General features: G+C 61.6%; 17 protein-coding genes. 4 read left to right on the top strand and 13 right to left on the bottom strand.

Going from position 1 to position 20445, the window contains the following annotated elements; genetic code table 11:
* Positions 1-46 precede the first annotated feature (46 nt).
* Positions 47-559 carry a sigma-70 family RNA polymerase sigma factor gene (locus QRN38_RS08765; protein ID WP_005615033.1) on the top strand — a complete coding sequence of 171 codons (513 nt, stop codon included), beginning with the start codon at positions 47-49 and terminating at the stop codon, positions 557-559.
* The gene (locus QRN38_RS08760; RefSeq protein ID WP_054090834.1) at positions 559-1221 is read left to right on the top strand and encodes a ChrR family anti-sigma-E factor; all 663 of its coding nucleotides are present in this window, start codon (positions 559-561) and stop codon (positions 1219-1221) included. Before QRN38_RS08765 ends, QRN38_RS08760 begins: the two co-directional genes overlap by 1 nt.
* Positions 1222-1243: 22 nt before the next feature.
* Here the strand turns inward: QRN38_RS08760 and aroA are convergent, their stop codons facing one another.
* From aroA to QRN38_RS08745, 3 genes are all read right to left on the bottom strand, one after another.
* Positions 1244-2500, bottom strand: coding sequence for a 3-phosphoshikimate 1-carboxyvinyltransferase (gene aroA / locus QRN38_RS08755; RefSeq protein WP_007244165.1), 1257 nt, complete (start codon positions 2498-2500; stop codon positions 1244-1246).
* A gap of 95 nt (positions 2501-2595) precedes the next feature.
* Complete coding sequence (locus QRN38_RS08750; RefSeq protein ID WP_002556144.1) at positions 2596-3078, bottom strand: PAS domain-containing protein; 483 nt, start codon at positions 3076-3078, stop codon at positions 2596-2598.
* A 3-nt stretch (positions 3079-3081) separates the two neighbouring features.
* On the bottom strand, positions 3082-4086 hold the full coding sequence (locus QRN38_RS08745; protein WP_005770940.1) for a response regulator: 1005 nt from the start codon (positions 4084-4086) through the stop codon (positions 3082-3084).
* 290 nt (positions 4087-4376) lie between these two features.
* On the opposite strand from QRN38_RS08745, the gene QRN38_RS08740 reads away from it, so the two are divergent.
* On the top strand, positions 4377-4826 hold the full coding sequence (locus QRN38_RS08740; RefSeq protein ID WP_003380356.1) for a DUF2384 domain-containing protein: 450 nt from the start codon (positions 4377-4379) through the stop codon (positions 4824-4826).
* Positions 4823-5284, top strand: coding sequence for an RES family NAD+ phosphorylase (locus QRN38_RS08735; protein ID WP_122222910.1), 462 nt, complete (start codon positions 4823-4825; stop codon positions 5282-5284). Before QRN38_RS08740 ends, QRN38_RS08735 begins: the two co-directional genes overlap by 4 nt.
* A 61-nt stretch (positions 5285-5345) precedes the next feature.
* Here the strand turns inward: QRN38_RS08735 and QRN38_RS08730 are convergent, their stop codons facing one another.
* From QRN38_RS08730 to bcsQ, 10 genes are all read right to left on the bottom strand, one after another.
* The gene (locus QRN38_RS08730; RefSeq protein WP_044421758.1) at positions 5346-5624 is read right to left on the bottom strand and encodes a ribbon-helix-helix domain-containing protein; all 279 of its coding nucleotides are present in this window, start codon (positions 5622-5624) and stop codon (positions 5346-5348) included.
* A 95-nt stretch (positions 5625-5719) separates the two neighbouring features.
* A complete protein-coding gene (locus QRN38_RS08725; protein ID WP_057418778.1) occupies positions 5720-6895 on the bottom strand; it encodes an alginate O-acetyltransferase AlgX-related protein in 1176 nt (391 codons plus the stop codon).
* 11 nt (positions 6896-6906) lie between these two features.
* Complete coding sequence (locus QRN38_RS08720; protein WP_007244168.1) at positions 6907-8322, bottom strand: MBOAT family O-acyltransferase; 1416 nt, start codon at positions 8320-8322, stop codon at positions 6907-6909.
* An 18-nt stretch (positions 8323-8340) separates the two neighbouring features.
* Complete coding sequence (locus tag QRN38_RS08715) at positions 8341-9015, bottom strand: alginate O-acetyltransferase AlgF (protein ID WP_007244169.1); 675 nt, start codon at positions 9013-9015, stop codon at positions 8341-8343.
* Positions 9012-9677, bottom strand: a complete 666-nt coding sequence (locus tag QRN38_RS08710; protein WP_007244170.1) for an SGNH/GDSL hydrolase family protein — start codon at positions 9675-9677, stop codon at positions 9012-9014. The genes QRN38_RS08715 and QRN38_RS08710 overlap by 4 nt, the downstream gene beginning before the upstream one ends.
* 15 nt (positions 9678-9692) lie before the next feature.
* Positions 9693-13589, bottom strand: a complete 3897-nt coding sequence (locus QRN38_RS08705) for a cellulose biosynthesis protein BcsC (RefSeq protein ID WP_010204258.1) — start codon at positions 13587-13589, stop codon at positions 9693-9695.
* Positions 13565-14776: a cellulose synthase complex periplasmic endoglucanase BcsZ gene (bcsZ, locus tag QRN38_RS08700; RefSeq protein ID WP_007244172.1), complete on the bottom strand. Its 1212-nt coding sequence runs from the start codon at positions 14774-14776 to the stop codon at positions 13565-13567. Before bcsZ ends, QRN38_RS08705 begins: the two co-directional genes overlap by 25 nt.
* A 3-nt stretch (positions 14777-14779) precedes the next feature.
* Positions 14780-17035: a cellulose biosynthesis cyclic di-GMP-binding regulatory protein BcsB gene (gene bcsB / locus QRN38_RS08695; RefSeq protein ID WP_007244173.1), complete on the bottom strand. Its 2256-nt coding sequence runs from the start codon at positions 17033-17035 to the stop codon at positions 14780-14782.
* A gap of 14 nt (positions 17036-17049) precedes the next feature.
* Complete coding sequence (gene bcsA / locus QRN38_RS08690; RefSeq protein WP_007244174.1) at positions 17050-19269, bottom strand: UDP-forming cellulose synthase catalytic subunit; 2220 nt, start codon at positions 19267-19269, stop codon at positions 17050-17052.
* Positions 19266-20405, bottom strand: a complete 1140-nt coding sequence (gene bcsQ / locus QRN38_RS08685; protein WP_044393037.1) for a cellulose biosynthesis protein BcsQ — start codon at positions 20403-20405, stop codon at positions 19266-19268. The genes bcsA and bcsQ overlap by 4 nt, the downstream gene beginning before the upstream one ends.
* Between the last annotated feature and the right edge of the window lie 40 nt (positions 20406-20445).

Genomic DNA, 20445 nt, shown 5'->3' with positions numbered 1-20445 from the left:
CAGCGACTCGACAACAAGCCGACTTTGGATTGATGAAGTCACCGCCGTGGCCCGCCAGAGGGACCGCGATAGCTTCATGCGCATCTACGATCACTTCGCCCCGCGTTTATTGCGTTACCTGACGGGGTTGAATGTGCCCGAGGGGCAGGCGGAAGAGTTGGTGCAGGAGGTGCTGCTCAAGCTGTGGCACAAGGCGGAATCCTTCGACCCGAGCAAGGCCAGCCTGGGCACCTGGCTGTTTCGTATCGCGCGCAATCTGTACATCGACAGCGTGCGCAAGGACCGCGGCTGGGTGCAGGTGCAAAATTCACTGGAACAACTTGAGCGTCTGGAGGCCCCTGTAGACAGAACGCTCGATTACAGCCAGCGCCAGGAGCAACAACTCAATAGTGCCATTCAGAACCTTCCCACTGATCAGGCCAAAGTGTTGCGAATGTCTTATTTCGAAGCGCTCAGCCATCGGGAAATTTCTGAACGTCTTGATATGCCACTGGGCACGGTGAAGTCGTGCCTGCGCCTGGCCTTTCAAAAATTGCGCTCGCGGATCGAGGAGTCATGATGGGCCCACTACATCATCCGGATGACGCAACCCTGATCAGCTACGCCGCAGGGGCGTTGTCGCAGGTCATCGCGGTAGTCACCGCTGCTCACCTGGAGCGCTGCGCCGAATGCCGGGCACGGCTGCGGCAGGCCGAACAGATCGGCGGCGTTTTGATGCAGCAGTCCATCAGCCATGTGGTGCCGCTCAAAAGCCGGATGGCCATGCTGGCGCGCCTGGACGAGCAGGAAACCAGCGTCGATTCGGTCATGCACGCCATGCCAGCGGCCAATCATGACCCTGACTTGCTGCCCCACTGCATGCACGCGCATTTCGGCCGGCACCTGAGCACATTGAAGTGGAAAACCCTGATCCCCGGTGTTCAGCGCGTCAGCGCTCAGGGGATCGAACAGGGCAACCTCATGCTGCTGAAAATCGCCCCCGGCGTCAGCATGCCGGTCCACAGCCATGAAAGCGGCGAAATGACCATGGTGCTCAAGGGCGCTTATCACGACGTGCAGGGTGAATTCGGACTCAACGATGTGGCCGATCTGGACAGCCACATCCAGCACCAGCCCATCGCCTACCCTGATCGGGAATGCATCTGTGTATTGGCGGCAGAGTCAAAGCTGCGCTTCCACGGCTGGATGGCGCGGATGATGCAGCCGTTTTTCGGGATTTAAAAAGCGGCTGCTACAGCAGCTATCAGCGCTGAACACTCACCCCCAGCGAAGCCAGCGCATCCCAGTAACCCGGGTAGGTCTTGGCGACGCAATCGGGATCCTGAATATGGATGCCTTTGATCTTCAAACCAGCCAGGGCAAAGCACATGGCGATGCGATGGTCGGAATGTGTGTCGATCAGTGCGTTGACTGTGGTCCCTGCCAGCGCCGGGTTGGCGTGCACGATCAGGTCGTCGCCCTCTTCAACCGCAAGGCCCGGTGCGATGGCGCACAGGCCGTTACACAGCGCTGAAATACGATCACACTCCTTGACCCGCAGGTTGGCGATGCCGACGAAGCGTACCGGCTGACGATTGAAGGCCGCGAGCACTGCGAGGGTCGGAATGGCGTCCTGCATTTGCGAACCGTCGATCACCGCCGGCATGTTCGGGAAGCTGTCGATGATCTGGCTGGCCAGCGCGTCAGGCTGAGTGAATGCATCACTGGCCACGCCCAGGTCGATGTTGCCTTCGGTCAGGGCTTGTGCGGCCCAGAGGTAGGTGGCTGCCGATGCATCCGGCTCGATGTGGAAATCCGTAGCGTGGTAGCCGGTGGCCGAGACTTTCCAGGCAGCGTCGCCGATGGCCTGAACTTCAGCGCCGAAGGCCTGCATCGCCGCCAGGGTCAGGTCGACATAGCCGCGTGCGCCGATCTCGCTACCGGTCAGGGCGACTTCAAGCGGGCCTTTGCCACACGCTCCGGCCATCAGCAGAGCCGATACGTACTGGCTGGACAGGTTGCCGTCGATTTCAATACGCCCGGCTTGCAGACCGCCCTTGCCCTTGATCGCCACGGGCGGGCAACCGCTGGGCGCGCTGATTTCCACGCCCATGCGCTGCAAGGCATCGACCAGCGGGCCGATCGGGCGTTTACGCATGTACTCGTCGCCATCCACCACGAAGTTGCCTTCAAAGTTGGCCAGCGCAGCGGTCAGAAAGCGCGTCGCGGTCCCGGCGTTGCCGAGAAACAGCGCTTGCTGCGGCGCTTGCCAGTGGCCGCTGCTGGTGACTACAAAGGTGCTGTCATCCGGCTCGTCGACCTGCACGCCCATCAGGCGCAGTGCTTCGGACATCACGCGGGTATCGTCACTCTTCAGCGCGCCGGTCAGGCGGCTGGTGCCTTTGGCAAGCCCCGCCAGCAGCAGTGCGCGGTTGGTGATCGACTTGGAGCCCGGCGGGCTGACGCGCCCGACCAGCGGGCGCTCGACAGGCATAACAGTGAGAGTGGCTTGAGGTCGCATGATGTCCCTGAGCGTCAGCGGAAAATCGCGATCCTAGCACGAGCGGGATCAAGCCCACAGGGCGGTTTTACTCACCCTGCGAGCCTGATGGCCGATTACTTTTGCTCGGCGCCGGACAATTGCTGCAGCTTGTCATTGGCTGCCTGCAATTGGTTGCGGTTGGCAGCCACGTCGGTGACGTCGTAGATCACCAGGCACACATGGCTGATCGCGCCGGTCGTCGAGCGCAGCGGGAATAGCGTGGTGTTCTGGTACATGAACTCTTCGTGACCGGTAATCGGCTGGTAATTCTTAAAGCGCACCAGGTATGGCCGCTGCTCCCAAATCGTAAATGCCGGTGTGCCGAGGGTAACGACGTTATCGATTTTCTTGCTCAGCCATTGCCGGTTCACCTCTGGAAACAGCTCGAAAAAGGTCTTGTCGATGGCCACATAGGGCACCACGCCGGAGCGGTTTTCCATGAAGGTGTTCCAGACCGTCACCCGGTAGTTCAGGTCCAGCACCACAATGCCCACGTCAATGTTCTGCGTGACGGCCAGCAACCAATGAAGCTCGTTGATTTCGATAGCGTTGCTCATGGGTCAGCTCATCATGTAGGCGAGTTTTTTGCTGAGCAGGTCGACCGAATCTTCGGTAAACAGCATCAGCAGATCGAAGTGAATGTTGTGGCCTTCCACGCTGTAACTGATTTCGACCGCCAGGGTCTTTTTCCAGCGCTGCTGATTGATACGAATCAACTCGTCGATGCCGCCCTGCGCGCCCAGTAACTGAGGGTGGCCTTGTGAGAACGCGATGTCGATCTGCTCGGCAATTCCGCTCAGGCAGGCACCGATGAGGATGGTGGAAAGGTCCAGCAGCATCTCCATGTTCGAGCTGTCGGAATTATCGTCGCCCATCAACTTCGATACGCCGGAGATTTCCGAGTCGTGGAAGATCAGCAGCGCTTCGCCGGCAATACCGCCACCGATGTAGCCCTGACACACCGCCGTCAGGTGCTGATCCGCGTGGGCATCGGCCAGCGCCATGTGCAATTCGCCGACTTCCAGCATGTTGACGTTGGGCACCGGCAATTGCACGAACACACCCAGCACCTTGGCCAGCAGCGCCGCGGCGCGGCCCATCGCAACGTTGATGGTTTCGCGGAAGGCATCCTGAAAGCTGATCACCCCGCCCGCGCTGTTCAGGGCCGGCAGCGCAACGGGAATAGCCGGCGGTTTGCCCAGCAGGCCGAGGCGTTCCAGTGTGCTTTTCAGTTCGTCCGGGTCGGCAGGCTTTTTCAGAAACGCCAGCGCGCCGAGTTCCATGACCCGACGCACCGCTTCGTCCTGCACGTCGCCTGACACCACGATGACTTTGGCGTCCAGATTTTCGGCACGAATCGCTGCCAGCGTCTGGTAGCCGTCCATCACCGGCATGGTCAGGTCGAGCAGGACGACCTGGCCCTGCCCCTTACGAATGGCTTCCAGACCTTCCTCGCCCTGGGTGGCCAGCGTGACCGCCACATCCCAATCGGCAGGCAGCGCACGCAGCAGCTGCTTGCGCGCCATGTTTGAGTCATCGCATATCAACAGTGCAAGCGTGGACATCGTGTAGTTCTCACTGCAAAAAAATCAGGCTGGCGACGGGGACAGCACGTACACGTTCGACGGCACTATCGAGATTGGGCACTATCGAGATCAATCTGACATTGAGCCTATAACGCTCGCTCAGCAACATTCAAACTAAACCTATAGCCTTAAGTCGGCGATGTTTGGCGTTTCTGTAATTTAAGTCACTTTTTGTTGCTGCAAATCACTACCGCGACCCGCTAAACGGGCTTACCATCAAGTGATAGATTTAATAGCAATCACTCGATAGCTCAGTCACGAGGTGTGTCATGTCTCTGCCCATCAGCGATTACCATCCCGCCCTGCCCCGGCAGGACGATTTCTGGCAGCACCTCGGTATTCCGGCGCGTGGCACCCGCTTGTACACAGCGCTGCACAGCGGCTTGCCCTATGAAGTGTTCGAGCGCCTGGCGCACTACACCGACCTGAACCGCTCGACGCTGGCTGAACATCTGGGTATCGCCCCGGCGACCTTGCAGCGGCGCCTCAAGGTGCGCCGCTTCAATGCCGAGGAAAGTGACCGTTTGTTTCGTCTGGCAGCCGTCTACAAGGCGGCACTGGACCTGTTTGAAGACGACACCGAAGCCACCCGTCTGTGGCTGGCCAATCCGGTCTATGGGCTGGGCAATCGCAGACCGCTGGAAATGCTCGCCACCTCAGCCGAAGCCCAGGCCGTGCTGGACCTGATCGGCCGGCTGGAACACGGAGTCGTGGCGTGATCGCAGTGTATCGCCTGGTCAAACGCAAATGGCTGGCTCAGGCGTTCGACGGCGAAGGCGCAAAGCTCTATGGCGGGCGCTGGAACAGCAAGGGCAATGCCTGCGTGTATTGCGCGGGCAGCGAGTCACTGGCGTTGCTGGAAATACTGGTTCACCTGAACAACAGCGGCGTGGCCCGGCATTACGCCATGCTGGAACTGCAGATAGCCGAAGCACATATCCTCAACGCCCGCCCCGACACCCTGCCCCCCGACTGGCGCGAAGAACCCGCGCCACAAGCCACCGCCTCATTCGGCGACGTCTGGCTGGCCTCCGGTCAAAGCCTGGCACTGGCCGTGCCCAGCGTGATCATCCCGCGCGAGTCCAACTACCTGCTCAACGTCCGGCACCCGGAATTTCAGGCTGTTGTGGCAAAGGCCCGGGAACTGGAGTTTGTGGTTGATGCGCGTTTGAAATGAGCTTGATACGGGGCAGCCAGTTGTTCCATAGCTTCAGGGGCGAACTCCACGGAATAAGCCATCATGATTTGCCAGTAGCACTCTCGTGTTCTGCCGACAACCGAGCTCGCACCTGATCTACACTCAGGGCACGCGAGCCGTCTGCTTTCAGGGCATCGTAGGCAGGGCCGACCTGACCTGTGAGCCAGCTTTCCAAGGCTCGGTCACGGGCCTGAAGGGCCCGCAATCCGTCACGAATCACTTCACTTTCGGTGGCATATTCACCCGCAGCCACTTTGGCTTTCACTAAGTCGGCCATTTGGTTAGGCAGAGTGATACTGAATTGTTGAGTACTGCGCATGATAATTCTCCCGGACTGGATAGGATTTAATCCTACTCCACTCTAAAAAGCATGCACATCACTTCTTGGCTATATCCACCAGGCGTCACGCAGTGTTATGGCTTCTTATTGCCCGCAACGCTGCCAGGCACATGCTCGATATTTTCAATCCTCACATAAACCGTCTGCAGATCCCGCTCCGGGATTTCCCAGATCAGCAGCTTCGGCGGGGTCTGGCGAAAGGCCGGGTTGTCGAAATAGACGTTGGCAGCGCCCGAGAACTCACCGCCGTCCTTGGCGAAGTTGCCGATCGGTGCGCCGAGTTCGCGCTGTAGAAACCCGACAAAACCCGAATTGCGCGAGAACGATGTGCCGATCAAGGCGACGTTGGGCAGGTTGCTGTCGCCGAACAGGTCGTCGAGGTTGTCGCCGCCTGCCGCCGCGTCGCTGGCAAGCTCGGTGATTTGCGTGGCGGCTACGCTCTGTGCGGCAGGCTGCAACGACAGCGGTAGCCAGTCGAGACCCGCTAAACGCACCAGATCGCCGGGGCGCTCGGCAATCGGGGCGATGCTGGTTTGAAACTGCCGTTGCGGAGTGGCCTGAAAGCCGGCTTTGCGCAGGTGCAGTGCCAGCGCTCTGGCGGCCGCGTTGGCACCGCATTCGCTCCAGTGCGTGTCGGTGCGCAGGTATGCCGTTTCACCCAGCGGTTGTAGGGTAGCGGTCAGGTCCAGCGCATCGACACCGGCGGCTTTCAGGCTGTTGGTCCATTGCGCAACTCGGGCCTGCTGCACGTCGGGGCGATACAGCCCGCACAGCTGGGCTGCAGCAATGCGGCTTTTGTCTGGCACCACGGCGACCAGCAGGTCGATACCGCGCTTTTTCAGGCTGCGTTGCACATCGATGACCGCCTGCGCCTTGTGTTGCGCATTGGCCAGCGGGTCGCGATTGAGCCTGAATTCATCGGTCAGGAACAGCCAGCCCGGACACCCCTGACGGACCCGCGGGCCGGTGTCGTGAAACAGCAACCAGCTTGCGCCACGCTCGATATCCGCTGCGCGCTGCGCCAGAAAAGTCCCTGACAGTTGCCTGGCCAGTTTGTGAGTCACCTCGCCATGCAGCGCTGCGTCGAGGGTCAGGGGTTTGGGCAGCAACTCGACCTTGCCGCTGGCCAGCAGCATGCACGAGGCCAGCAAGCCGACGCCGATGAAAACCGCCAGCGTGATGCCCGCCACGCCACAGGTGCGCACGGCCAGTTCGCTGGGTGGAGGCGGTACAGCAGACGGAGCAGTCATGGCCACCGACCTCAGAACTGGAAGTAAAGAAAAGGAACCGTCTCGCGGCTGGCAATCAGCGCGAACGACAGCAGAAAGCCGGCTATCGGCCACAGTGCGGCGCCCGCTATGAACAGGGGGCGGCTGGCGAAGCGCTGCTCAACGCGAACCTGCAACAACGGCGCGAGCACACAGGCCACGCCCAGCAGCGCCGCCATGCCATGCGCCGGGCGCAGGGTCACGGCAAGTGCATCGCCCAGCCCCAGGCCATGCAGACCGAACTGTCCGGCATACAGGGTCAGCGCAGTGGCAAAATCCGGGGCACGGAACAGCGTCCAGGCCAGGCACACAAACAGCAGCGTCAACACGTGCGCCAGTGGTTTGGGAATCGCGGGCAGGCTGGAGCGCGACCAGGCGCGATCCACGCACAGCGCCACCCCATGCGCAGCGCCCCACAACAGGTAGTTCCAGCTGTCGCCGCCATGCCACAGACCGGCGATGGCCATGGTCAGAAACAGGTTGCGGTAGGTGTTCCAGACGCCATGCCGGTTGCCGCCCAAGGCAATGTACAGGTAGTCGCGCAACCAACTGGACAGCGACAGGTGCCAGCGCCGCCAGAAGTCCTGAATGCTGCTGGCCAGGTACGGCCGGTTGAAGTTTTCGGGAAAGTGAAAGCCCAGCATCAGCCCAAGACCGATGGCCATGGCGCTGTAACCGGCAAAGTCGAAGAACAGTTGCAGCGAGTACGCCAGGCAGCCGATCCAGGCATCGGCCAGCGACGGCTCCGGCAAGTGAAACGCCACATCGACCAACGGTGACAACGTGTCGGCCACCAGCACTTTCATGCTCATACCAATCATGAAACGGCGTGCGCCCAGGGCGAAATTCTGGCGGTTGAAATGGCGCTGCACCAGCTCGCGGCGCACCCAGTCATAGCGAATGATCGGCCCGGCAATCGAGTGGCCGAACATCGAGATGTAGGTCGCGTAATTGATGAAACTGCGCTCGACCGGCACGGTGTGCCTATGCACATCCACCAGATAGGAAATCGCCTGCAGCACAATGAACGACAGCCCGGCCGGTAACGCCACGCGCTGCCATTGCAGCGGCATCGCTCCGTAGTACGTGATCAACTGATTCCAGCTACCGGCGACGATGTTGGCGTATTTGTACCAGCACAGCACGGCGGTGTTGAACACGATCAGTGCCACCAGCAGACGCACTCGCCCTGTTGAGCCTTGCCGCGACCGATCGACCAGCAAACCGCCGACCCAGGCCACGATCGTCAGCACGATGTGCAGGCTCAGAAACAGCGGGCTCAGCCAGCCGTAGAACAGCCAACTGCCGATCAACAGAACGACGTTGCGCCACGCCGCCGGGCTTGCGGCATAGGCCAGCAAAAAAGCCGGCAGGAACACCATCAGAAACTCGAGCGAGGCGAATACCATAACGACGACAGAACCCGATCAGTTGGACAGTGTGTCCGTGGCCGACAACAGGCGCGGGCCTGTGGCGGACGGCACCAGCAAGACGCTGTAGCGTTCACCGGCCTTGAGGTCACCCAGATTCAGCGGCGCGCCGACAGTGGCGTTGGCGCAGACCAACTGCACCGAAAGGCTCACTGGATTGATCGAACGGCGCTGCAACGTACCGGTCGGGATCGCCTTGAACACATCAGCCGTGCGACCGGCCGGACGCAGGCTTGCCTGCGCACAACCGGCATCCAGACTGAAAAACGCCAGCGAAGCCTTCAAACCGTTGAAATCATCAGGCTGCTCACGCACCGTCACCGGCACAAGGCTGCCATCGGGCTGGGTGGTCAGTACGACGGTGGCGAACTCGCCCGGCTCGATGCTGACGTCCATCGGCAGCTTTTTCTCGCCGCTGATCAATGTGCCTTTTATCGAGCTGCTGGCCTGCACCGGAAAAAACAGCGACACCGGTTTTGCCGCGTCCAGTTGCAACGGTGCCTGGCCTTCCTGGGCAACCACTTGCAGCGGCGCGGCAGTGGCATTAATGAAGCGGATGAACGCCGAATCCTGCGCAGGGCCTGTCGGGTACAGGGCGATGTCGGCCGCCTGCGCTTGAACACCGACCAACAGGGCCGCGACACTACCGGCCATCAGGCGCAGGGCGATCATTGCTTCGCTCCGGCTGCGCTGACGCTGGTGACCGGGAGTTTGCCCAAGGCACCGCCAATCGCGGTGCCCCAGGATTTATAACCGGCGACGGTAAAATGCTGGCCGTCGGTGGTGATCCATTGTCCCGGTTTGGAGAAGCTCAGCGAGTCGATGTACGTGCAGGGCGCCACGTTGCTGGCCAGAAATTGCGACATCAACTGAGTGCGCGCGTCGTTCTTCTGGTACATGCCGCCCACCTTGCCCCACGCAGGCCCGACCCAGGCGCACTTGGTGCCCGTGGCCGCAATCGCCTTGGTCAGGCCGGTGACGCTCTGCCATGCCCAGGCCTTGGGAAACGAAGGCTTGTCATAGGAAGCCATGGTGTCGCCGATCACGATCACCACCAGATCAGGCTTGTCGGCCGCGATCAGCTCGCCGATAGGCGTGGTCGTGGCGTCACGTCCCTTGATGACGATCTTGCCGTTGCCTTTTTGCTCGGCCCCGCAATCGACCTTTTTAGTGATCAGCCAGTCACCGGCACTCGCGCCACAGGCACCGATCGAATGCACGATAGCGCCCTGTCTGGTCAGGTTGTCATGCAGCGGTTCCATCAGATGATCGGCCAGACTCATGTGGCTTTCTCCCAGGACCAGAAGGGTCATACCGGCAAGAACGGAAGGCATCGAATTCTCCAGAAATCAGTTGGAATAAGGTGAACGGTAAGGGCTGACCGGCAGTGCCATCGGGCCGGTCATGTCCTCGAACATGTAACGCAGGTAAAGCGCGCCGCTGAACTGGCGATAGTCCCGGGCATTGTCCAGGCCCAGACTGGCCCCCATGAACAGGCTGGAATCGAGCTTGTACTCGCCTGCCGCGCTCAGGTTGTAGCCAATTCCGGTTTTGCTTTGCCCTGTGTAGCGCTGGGCGGAAGCGGCCTGTAGCGTGCTGTCGTCGGGGAAGAATTCGGCGCCGTCCTGCTTGAAGTGCTGGACCCCGACCGAGCTCTTGACCTGATAGCTGAAACGCTCGGTGCGCTGTGCCCACATCACCGGCACGCCGATGGCATAGAAGCTCTGCGGGCTGAAATAGCCACCGTGGCCATACGTGAAGTAGCTCTGGTCATTGTCATAGCTCATGCCCATCAGGCTCAGGCCTGCGGTCAGTTTGCTGTCCTCGGCATTGCGCAGGTACCAGTAAACGCCGCCACCCACTTCGCCTCGGGTGTTGGATTTCACGTTGTTGCCAACCAGTTTGTGCCACGAGCCGTAGCCATAACCGCCGATGGTCTGGTCGTCATAGCTGAGCTGACCGCGCCCGCCGTTGGCCGTGACGCCGCCCCAGGACAGGCCGCTGCGCTCGTCGGTGGAACCGGCAAACGAAGTCACGCTGTCCGTCACCGGACGCCGTGACACGTTGAGGCCGTAGCGCAGGTCCGGGTTGTCACCCAACGGCCGGTCGACACTCGCGCCGCCGGCAACCGTGGTGTATTTGAAACCCATCGGCGTGGTGCCGATATCGGCCTTGAGGCCTTCTTCGGGGCGCTCGAACGCCACCGCCAGACCGACACCCTTGTCGCTCTGCGAACCGGCAGCACCGCTGGTGCCAGCGCCAAAACGGGCACCTGCATCGGACTTCACGCTGCCAGCATTCAGCGACACCGGCGTGACGCGCACGGCCAGCCGGTTATCACCGGCAGGCAAGTTGACCTCTAGCGGGGTCTCGACCACGGTCAGTTTGCTCAGACCCGACTCGCTGTTATTGCTGCGCACGGTCAGGCCCTGACTGACGAAGCCACTGCGCTGCTCAAGAATGCGATTGAGCGCCTGCTGTGCGCTGCTGGCCTGATCGCGGTCGGTGGCTGCCATGAAAGGATTGCCGCGCACACTTTGCGTACGTGCGGCAGACAGCGGTTGTGGTGCGGCGATCTGGCCAGGGTAAGCGGTGTCACGCGGGGCAGATATTTCAGGCGCACTGTTTGCTTCAAGTGCTCTCCCACCGCTGAGCGACACCTGAGCCGGAGCCGGAATAGCCGAAGCAGCCGCCAGGCTACGTGAGCCGCCCGCCGCAAACGGGTTGGACGATGTGGTGCTGGTCGGCGCAGCCTGCACAGCCATCGCGCGCTGCTTTTCACTCTGTTCGATGGCCACGGCCTTGCGCAGCAACTCGGTGGCCGCGCCGGTCTGCCCCATGCTTTGGTAGATACGTGCGGCCTCCGTCAGGGTCTGCGGGTCGTTACGCTCCAGTTTGCGGAACTGGCTCAGGGCTTTTTCGGCAAAGCCATAATCATGCGCTTTGACCGCCGCATCGGCTGCGCCCAGCAACACTTGCGGGTCATTGGGCTGACGCTGCAACAAAGGCTTGTACAGCTCGAACGCTCGGGCGCTGTCGCCATTGGCGGTGTACATGCGGGCGAAGGCCGACACCGCCTGAATGTCGTCCGGGCGCTGCGCCAAAGCAGGTGCCAGCGTGTCGTACGCGCCCGCCAGATCACCGCCTTCACGCAGCAGATCGGCCTGGCGAATGCGGTAGCGGTACAAAAGGTCATCAAAACGTTTGCGGGTCTGCACGCTCATCGGCTGACCCTGCACGTTGCGCAAAATCGCATTGACCTGCACGTCATCGCCCGCTGCGAGCAGCAGACCGGCGTATTGCAGCATCAGGTCGGCCGACGGCAAAGGGGCCTGAGCGATGGCCGCACGGGCCATTTCCCGACCGCGCGCGGGCTCGCCCGCATCGATGTAAGCGCTGGCCAGCGTGAGTTGACGCTCCGGGCTGCCGCTGGCGACCGGTTGCAAGCGATCGAGCAGCGCCAACGCTTCCTGGCGCTGACCGCGCCGGGCGATGCCGATGGCCAGATTGATCTGCACCGTCATGGTGACTTCGTCAGCAAGCGCTTTCATGTCCGGCGTGCGCTGATCAACCGGGATGCGCGTAAACGTGGTCTGCGCGTCCTGCCACTGGCCCATTTCCACTGACAGCAGCGCGCTGGTGTAGAGCGCATCGATATTGTTGGGCTGAGCCTTGAGCAGCTCGTCGATCAGCGCGCGGGCCTTGGGCGCTTCGTCGGTCTTGAGGTACAGGCGCGCCAGGTCAAAACGCGTCCAGACATTGTCCGGGTCGTTCTTCACCGCGTCTTTCAAGGCCGCCTGGGCAGCGCGAACATCGCCACGCTGCTCGGCCAGCCGCGCCACCTGGGTGGAGCGCAGCGCCTTGAAGCGACCGCTGTCGCCCAGTTTGGACTGTTCGCCTGGCGACAATGTGTCGAGCAGGCGCAACGCTTCATCAGCCTGACCACGCTGGGCCAGCACGTTGATCAGCCCGCGTATTGCCTGCGGATTGCCGCGCTGGGTCGCCAGTACCTGACGATAGCCCGCTTGCGCGGCGTCCAGTTGCCCGGCCTGCACCTGCACGTCGGCCAAGGTCAAACGCACGTCGATATTGTCAGGGTTTTGCCGCTGCGCCTGCGCCAGCAACGCTTGAGCCTGGCTGGTCTGCCCTTTGGCCTGCAGGTCACGGGCCTCTTGCAGCGAGGTCCAGAGCTGTACGTTTTCCAGCGCGTTTTTCCAGCGCGCACCGCCCGGCTGGCGCGTGGCGCGGGTCAGCAATTGTTCGGCTTCAGGCAACCGGTTCTGCTGCTGACGCACCACGCCCAAGCCGCCCAGCGCGTCGGCATCGTCCGCCTTGATTTTCAGGCGGGCGGCAAAGGCTTCTTCGGCCGCCGCATGATCATTTTTTTCCAGCGCCTTCAAGCCGCGCGCCACCAGCGGGTCTTGCTGCCAGCCTGAGGCAGTACCGCTGGCATGCTGCTGGCGCCCCTTGTTCAACTGGTCGCGGATTTCCTGATCGTCGGGATGAACCTTGAGAAACGCGTCGAACAGTGGCACTTGCGCAGTCGCAGGCGGGCCGATCCAGACCAGCGCCATGCGCCAGCTCTGATCGGCATCGCCGGCGATGTCCGGATGAGTGCTCAGGCGCGCCAGAGCGGCGATGCCTTCGGCGCGGCTGTCTTCGCGGCGGGCCAGGTGCTTGGCAAAGAACAGCGCCAGAATCGAGTCGTCCGGGTTCTGCCGCATCAGGCGTTCAAAACCCTTGCGCGCCTCGGGCCAGTCCGCATTGTTGAAGCCCAGGTTGGTGTAGTACTCGCGGCCGACAGTGCCTTGAGGCAAACGGCCGTTGAACAACTGGCGAAACACCCCGGTCGCCTTGTCACGCTCACCGGCGTCGGCCAGGCGTCGGGCATCATCCAGCAGCGCCTGATTTTGCGGCTGGCCGAGGGCAATGTCCTGCTCCAGCTGCACCGCCTGCCAGGGCACTGGTGACAGCGCTTGCAGGCGCGTCAGGTAGGTCTGCGCCTGTTGCGGTTTGTTCTGTTTGACGCCGATCAGGCCCATGCCATACAGCGCTTGCACCTGATTGGCGTCGATCAACAGGACTTTCTGCCAGATTTCGGCAGCGCGCACTGCGTTCGAGCGCGCCTGCCAATACTGGCCCTGCTCGATCAGTTGCGCCTCCACTGTGGCGCCCTGGGCATGAGAAACGCTGGCTGCAATCGCGGCAACCAACCCGATGACTAACGTGTGGCGGCGCGCGGGCATGACGTCTCCCATGACAACTTGAGGGTCCCGTCTTCACGGAACTGATAGCGTTTTTCGACCCAGCCCAAGGCAAACAGGCTGAGCATGAGGTTGTAATAGGCAGGTTCGGTACGGTCTGTCGGGTCGCGGGCCAGCGCCGTGCTGACACCGGCTTCGACCCTGCGCTGCTGCTGTTCAGCCAGCCACGTCTGGCCCTTGGCCCGGAAGTACGGCAGCAACGCCGCCGAATAACCAAACGGCGCCTGGCCCTGGCTCGCGCCACTCATCACCTGGACTTTTTCCGGGGGCATGCCGCTGGAGGCCGTGCTGACCGCCATGCCGTCGAGACGCGCCAGCAAGCGTGCGGCCAACGGGTCGGACGCAGGCGTCATGCCCGCCCAGAGGTAGACGCGAATCGCGTCATAGCTGCCCAGCTCGCCGGAGACCGGATCGACCACGAACAGCCCGGTTTTCGGTGATGTGCCGCGATAACCCACCCAGTCGGCGATAAAGCCTTTCGGGCTGGATGCGTCGATCAGTTTTGCCGTGTTGTCGGCGATTTCCTTCCATGGCCCAGCCGGCTCTTCCCTGGCCAGACGCCGTAACAGCGGCACCGGCAGGTAACTGGCGTTCAAACGCCATAAGTGGTCGGGCTGCACGAAACCTTCCGGGCCGGGCAGGAGCATCTTGCCCAGCCCCGGCAGGTTGACCACCAGCCGCGCTTCAACGGTCTTGAGCAGTGCCAGCGCATCGTTTCGATACGCCGGGTGCTGCCAGATGCGGGCGGCTTCCAGCAGCGCATAGATGATCCACAGGTCGGCGTCGGACGCAGAGTTGGCGTCCTGCAGTTTCCAGCTGCCATCTTCGCCCTGCCCCCACAACCAGCCGGGCAGGCGTGTCCTGGGGTCGGCGCCGGTCATGTTTTCGGCAGTCCACGTCCACAGCGTGTCGAAGCGCGCGCGATCATTGGCCACCAAGGCGAAGAGCATGCCGTAGGACTGGCCTTCGGAGGTGCTGTGGTTGGCTTTCAGGCTGGATTCGAGCATGCGCCCGTCGGCCTGCACGTAGCGTGTGGCGTAGTCCTGCCAGAACGGCCAGGCCGGGCCGTCGCAGGTGCTGGCCGCAAGAACCGGGGTCAGCGTCGCCGACGCCAGCACACCGGTCATCCAGCCAACAGCGCGGCGCAAATTGATTACCATGGTCGGCATGACTTATTCATGCTCCAGTCGGCGTTTGGCAAGCGAACGCAGGGTCAGGTAAGCCACCCCGGTGACCAGCACCACACCCACGACGACCACCAGCAACAGCCACAGCACGTTGCGCGACATCAGCCACTGCACGTATTTGATCGGCCCAAGATCACCGACGTAGTAATTCTGTTCGGCAACCAGTGCTTCGACGGAATCGCCGCGCACCACCACCAGACTGCCCTGCACCTTGTCGCTGTTGCTCAGCGCACGAGCCACGTCGCTCATGCCGCCGGGTTGGCCACTGGAGATCAGCACCACGCTGCGGCCTTTGTGCAGCGGCGATTCGAAGCCGGTCAGAAAGGTGCTGCGCGCATCGCTGGAGAACGCCATCGCCACCCGCGCCCGACGCAGGTTTTCATCCGGGTCCGGGCTCATCCAGTCACGCAGGCGGAACGCCAGATCGGAAAGCTCGAAGCCCTGCTGCTGACCGTTGCCGGAGGTCGGCAGGCGGTTGGCCCACAGGTTGAGCAACGGCTGATCGGGCCCCGAAGACATGACCAGAATGTCTTTATCGGCGGCGCTGGCGATCTGTGCGGCCTGCATCACTGTGACGCCGGTCGCCGGGTAACCGGTGGACTCACCAAAACGGCCCAGCACGTTCAGGTACGCGCTGACGTCTTCGGTATTCGGCTTGTCAGCCAGCACCACCGCCGTTTGCGACAGGTCAGCCAGACGCGTGAACGGGAAACCCGAGTCCTTGAACACGCCCAGGTTGGGCATTGCCATAAAGTGGTCGTAACCGCTGAAATCCAGCGTCGATTCCGGGTCGATGCTGCCGCGCATGTTGTCGATGATGATGTCGCCACATTCGCCCTGCTTGAGGTAATCGAACATGTAACGCAGTTGCAGACGCGATTGCAGCGCCACCGAATTGAGCGGCAGGTACACGTGCGCTTCACGGCTGACTGTGTCGTTGCCGCCGGTCAACCGGGCCAGGATCGAATTGCTCAGGTTATCGATCGAAGGCAGTGGCTCGGCCTTGATCAGGGTGTCGTTGAGGCTGACCATGATCGACGAATTGTTGGAGCGCTCCTGCGGCGTGTAGCGGTATTTGAGGTTCAGCGGCACACCGTCTTCGCGCCAGCTGAACAGGTCTGGCGGCAGGTTCAGCGGCACAGTGATGTCACCCGGATCGTAACCGGACACATTCAGTTTGTTGGCAGGCATCAGCTCGCCAAGCTTGATCGGCCGATCACTCGGCAGCCAGTTCGGCGCGTCATACGGCTTACGCGGCGCAAGCATGTCGACCCGTTCGATCAGCGCACTGCTGCCGACCAGGCTCTGCCCGCCGACCACCAGCGCGTTGACCGCTTTTTTCAGCTCGGCGGAATTACGTCCCGTGATCACCAGCAACTTGCCGTTCGGGTCGTTGGGGTGCGTCACCATCGTCAGGGTCGGGCCTTTTGGCGCAGGCATGGTCAAAGCGCCCAGTTGCAGCGGACCTTCGCCCTTGAGCAACACCAGCGCGTTGCCCTTGGCTGGCAGCTCGCTGAAGTGCGCCGGGAAGCTGGCCATTCGCGAGCGGGTCTTGGCCGCACCGATCCACGACGCCAGCGCACCGGCGGCTTCCAGCGTGGCGTTGTCGGGTGCCGCGCCCATCACCACCGGCAGGTTTACGTCACGGTCATCGCGACGGTCGAAGAACGGCAGCGGCAAAATGGCCAGATCGTTGGGCAGCGCAAACGGCGTCACGCGGATGTCCAGACGCGTGTCGTTGTTGATCCGCGCCCACAGGCTGGAATGCTTGGGGTCTTCGCAGCTCATTGTGTAGTGGCCGATAAACTGCAGGTTCAGGCGGTTGAACTCGGTGATCATCTGCGGCGGAATTTCGATTACCTGAACCTGCGGCTTGCCAGCGCCCTCTTTGGGCAACGGCAGGGTCGCTGCGACTTCGTCGTTGATCATGACGTTGATCTGCGACAGATCGGCCAGCAAAGCCGGTGAGTAGCTGTAACTCAAGGTCAGGCTCGCGCCAGTGACCACCTGATCGGCACGCACGTTGAAGTTGACGCTGTCTGTGGCGTCCACGCCGCGCAGGCTCATGGGGTAATTACGCCCCAACTGTTTCAGCGTCACGCTGTAACCCTGGTCTGCAGCGGCTGTTTCGGCCGCAGTTGCGACACCCCCCGTAGAGAGCACGGACAACGCACAGGCCAACAAAGCCCATGAGCGGCGAACGGCGAACCGTTCGGCACCGATAAAATACCGTTTAGTCATGACTACTCAATCCATCAGTTTGCGGGAGGTGGGGAGGTTTTTTTACGTGTGGGTAACAGGCGGCCGAAATCCTTGCGGGTGGCCTTGAGCAGCTCGACAACGCCACGAACGCCGACATGGCTGACTTCGCGCAGCGCGGCCAGCGGTGTATCCGGTTTGCCATGCCCCCAGGTCGATGCCCAGGTGTCGGCCCGCCCAAACGTCAGGCGTACCAGTTCACTCTGCTGGCGCAGTGACAGATCATCGAAACGGGTGCCCAGATAGCCATCACGGCAGAACATCACCGTGGCGGGAAAATGGCTGGTCTGCGCGCCGCGATACAGTGACACCGTGATGCTGTCGCCACTGTCGATACCGGCATCGGCAGGCAGGACAAGCCCCAGGCCGGTCTGCGAAAAGTCCTGCGTCACAGCGTTGAACACCACGCCATCGGCGCGGGTGACGCGAATCGGCAGTCTGGCCTGCACCCGCGGTTCAGTGCGCACCTGGCGGATCTCGCTGGCCACCGCAATCGCGGCGCTGGTGATGATGATGTTGTAGATCGTCCAGGCCATATTGATGATGATGGTCAGGGTGATCGCATCGTTGTTCCAGCCCAGTTGATACAGGCTGTAGATACCGAGCGCGAAAACCACGGCATTGAGCGTCAGCAGCACGATATAGGGCCGCGCCAGCGTCCAGTCAAAGAACTTCTCCTCGACCACGCCGCCTTTGTCGGTGACGTTGAAGCCCCCGAATTTCGGGTTGATCAGGGCCATCAATACCGGGCCCATGATGTACCAGGCCAGCACGGCCTCGTAGACCTCGTTCCAGAACGAATGGCGGAAACGCCCCTGAATCCTGGAGTTGGTCAGGCTGGCGTGCGCCAGGTGCGGCAATACGTAAGCGGTGATCATCAGCGCCGAGGCGTGCATGACCTCGGCACCGAACAGCAGGTAGGCCAGTGGCGCAGTGAGAAATACCAGACGCGGCAAGCCATAGAAGAAGTGCAGCATGGAGTTGGCGTAGCACAGCCGCTGGCCGATCGACAGGCCCTTGCCCAGCAACGGATTGTCGGTGCGAAAGATCTGCGCCATGCCACGCGCCCAGCGAATGCGCTGGGCCACATGACGCGACAGGCTTTCAGTCGCCAGCCCCGCCGCTTGCGGAATCGCCAGGTACGCCGTGTTGTAACCGGCGCGGTTGAGCTTCAGCGCGGTGTGCGCATCTTCGGTCACGGTCTCGGTGGCCACGCCGCCGATTTCCAGCAGCGACGAACGCCGCAGCACCGCACACGAGCCACAGAAGAAGGTTGCGTTCCACAGGTCGTTGCCGTCCTGCAACAGGCCGTAAAACAGCTCGCCTTCGTTGGGCACACTGCGGAAGGTGTCGAGGTTCTTTTCGAACGGGTCTGGCGAGAAAAAAAAGTGCGGCGTCTGCAACATCGCAAGCTTTGAGTCCTTGAGGAACCAGCCCATGGCGACCTGCAGAAACGAGCGGGTCGGCACGTGATCGGCATCGAACATGGCAATGTATTCGCCATCGGTGGACTTGAGCGCTTCGTTCAGGTTACCGGCCTTGGCGTGATAATTGTTTTCACGGGTCAGGTAGCCAACACCGACCTGCTCGCAGAACTCGCGAAAGTCTTCCCGGCGGCCGTCATCGAGCACGTAAACACGCAGTTTGTCTCGCGGCCAATCGATGGACTGCGCAGCAAAAATGGTCAGTTTGACGATACTCAGCGCTTCGTTGTACGAAGGGATAAAGACATCCACAGTCGGCCACTGGCTGGAATCGCTCGGCATGATCACAGGCTTGCGGTGCAGCGGCCAGGCCGTCTGCACGTAACCCAGCACGATGACGATCAGCGTGTAGAACTCGGCGACGATCAGCCCGTAGCCCAGCAGGCTGTCCAGCCAATTATCGAAATCCAGAGTCGAGGTCAGCCGCCAGTACATGTACCGCAACGACGCCAGCAACGACAGCGTCACCAGCGCCAGCACCGAAATGCGCCCTGGTATCTTGCGAATCACCAGCATCGCGGCAAAACATGCCAAGGCAAAAAAGCACTGCGCGTAGAGATCCAGAGGCACCGTGACGACCAGTGCCATCAGCAGCAGGCCTACAACAATGGCCACGGTTTTCAGTGCGCGGCGCAGGGTTCTGGACTGCTGGCCGAACCTTTCCGACAAAGCATTCAGCCACAGCGATGAGCGCGTCCGGGATGGGGACGCGTCGAGCGACAGGTTAGTCATGACAATCGGGTCTCTTCTACGTCCTGAGTCAGCAGTTTGGTGATCAGCAAGTGACTCAGCACGCGCAGGTCCTGAGTGCCTGGGGAGGCGCTCGGAACCTCTACTGCGTTGTGTCCGTAAGCCAGCGCTTCTGCGAGCGCGTTATCCTTGTGCACGATGCCCAGCAAACGCCCGCCAAGACGCTTTGCCATGACATCGCGCATGTCGCGACTGAACGTGCGCGATGCATCGAACTGATTGATGACGTAATGACAGACCGGCGGCTGCGGACCGGCCAGCACGGGCTCAAGCCAGCCCTGCATCTGGTCCAGCGTCAGGTAGCACGCCGCATCGGCGGTGAGCACGACCAGCACTTGGCTGGCGGCATTGAGTGCCTGTTCCAGCATGAGTAAATCACCGCACGGCACGTCGAGAATCACCACGTCGCGCGCACTCAATTGCATTCGCGCAATCTGCCGGACCAGCCAGTGCGCGTCACTTTCCTGAAAACGCTCCAGAGAACGACGCTCATCAAGCTGCAGCGAGCCATACGCCAACAACTGCGTGTCGGCAGACCCGTTCAACAACAGGGCACGCCAGTTCTCGCCGCTGAGGCTGGCCCCCCCCAGGCCTGCCACATCCGGGCTGGCGTTGAGATGGTGCTGCAAGGCGTCCTGCGGGTCGAGGTCGATGGCCAGCGTCTGCCCGCCAGGCACTTTGACCAGGCTGGTCAGCGCCGCGCTCAAGGTGCTTTTACCCACCCCGCCTTTGGCTGACACCACCGCAATGACGTGTGCCGGGGTTCTGGAAAGTTGCTCTTTGCCCATCGACTGAGCCAATGCTTCGTTGTTACGCGCCTGCGCCTCGGCCTGCCGCGCCTGAACAGCCTCGGCGAGCAGTTTCGCCAATGTGTCAGCGGCTATGCGCCTGGTTTTATCGGGCGTTATCGAATCAGGTGCCGGCGCGTTGTTTTGCGCCGATTGCTCTGCGCATGGTTGCTCGATAGACGGCTGAGAGGTCGCGCGTTGCAGTGCAACAGACGGGGTGCTGGAAACGGAAGATTCCTGATAATCCAGGCTGTTGTCCGTCTCCAGATAAACGTCCGAGCTCGCGCCAAAACGTTGAAACAGATTGGCCACATCGTCAGCACGACTCATTCTGTAAGACCTCAATTGGGGCCACCAGGCACAACCCCAG

Origin of the sequence: Pseudomonas sp. CFBP2511 (assembly GCF_030209255.1) — a bacterium.
GTDB lineage: Bacteria > Pseudomonadota > Gammaproteobacteria > Pseudomonadales > Pseudomonadaceae > Aquipseudomonas > Aquipseudomonas avellanae.
The sequence above is the reverse complement of the archived record's forward strand: the minus strand, read 5'-3'. Positions and strand labels throughout refer to the sequence as shown.

Excerpts from the sequence above, each read along its gene's own strand:
- QRN38_RS08760 (WP_054090834.1), top strand. The coding sequence starts at position 559 with ATGGGCCCACTACATCATCCGGATGACGCAACCCTGATCAGCTACGCC.
- aroA (WP_007244165.1), bottom strand. The coding sequence starts at position 2,500 with ATGCGACCTCAAGCCACTCTCACTGTTATGCCTGTCGAGCGCCCGCTG.
- QRN38_RS08750 (WP_002556144.1), bottom strand. The coding sequence starts at position 3,078 with ATGAGCAACGCTATCGAAATCAACGAGCTTCATTGGTTGCTGGCCGTC.
- QRN38_RS08745 (WP_005770940.1), bottom strand. The coding sequence starts at position 4,086 with ATGTCCACGCTTGCACTGTTGATATGCGATGACTCAAACATGGCGCGC.
- QRN38_RS08740 (WP_003380356.1), top strand. The coding sequence starts at position 4,377 with ATGTCTCTGCCCATCAGCGATTACCATCCCGCCCTGCCCCGGCAGGAC.
- QRN38_RS08730 (WP_044421758.1), bottom strand. The coding sequence starts at position 5,624 with ATGCGCAGTACTCAACAATTCAGTATCACTCTGCCTAACCAAATGGCC.
- QRN38_RS08725 (WP_057418778.1), bottom strand. The coding sequence starts at position 6,895 with ATGACTGCTCCGTCTGCTGTACCGCCTCCACCCAGCGAACTGGCCGTG.
- QRN38_RS08720 (WP_007244168.1), bottom strand. The coding sequence starts at position 8,322 with ATGGTATTCGCCTCGCTCGAGTTTCTGATGGTGTTCCTGCCGGCTTTT.
- QRN38_RS08715 (WP_007244169.1), bottom strand. The coding sequence starts at position 9,015 with ATGATCGCCCTGCGCCTGATGGCCGGTAGTGTCGCGGCCCTGTTGGTC.
- QRN38_RS08710 (WP_007244170.1), bottom strand. The coding sequence starts at position 9,677 with ATGCCTTCCGTTCTTGCCGGTATGACCCTTCTGGTCCTGGGAGAAAGC.
- QRN38_RS08705 (WP_010204258.1), bottom strand. The coding sequence starts at position 13,589 with ATGCCCGCGCGCCGCCACACGTTAGTCATCGGGTTGGTTGCCGCGATT.
- bcsZ (WP_007244172.1), bottom strand. The coding sequence starts at position 14,776 with ATGCCGACCATGGTAATCAATTTGCGCCGCGCTGTTGGCTGGATGACC.
- bcsB (WP_007244173.1), bottom strand. The coding sequence starts at position 17,035 with ATGACTAAACGGTATTTTATCGGTGCCGAACGGTTCGCCGTTCGCCGC.
- bcsA (WP_007244174.1), bottom strand. The coding sequence starts at position 19,269 with ATGACTAACCTGTCGCTCGACGCGTCCCCATCCCGGACGCGCTCATCG.
- bcsQ (WP_044393037.1), bottom strand. The coding sequence starts at position 20,405 with ATGAGTCGTGCTGACGATGTGGCCAATCTGTTTCAACGTTTTGGCGCG.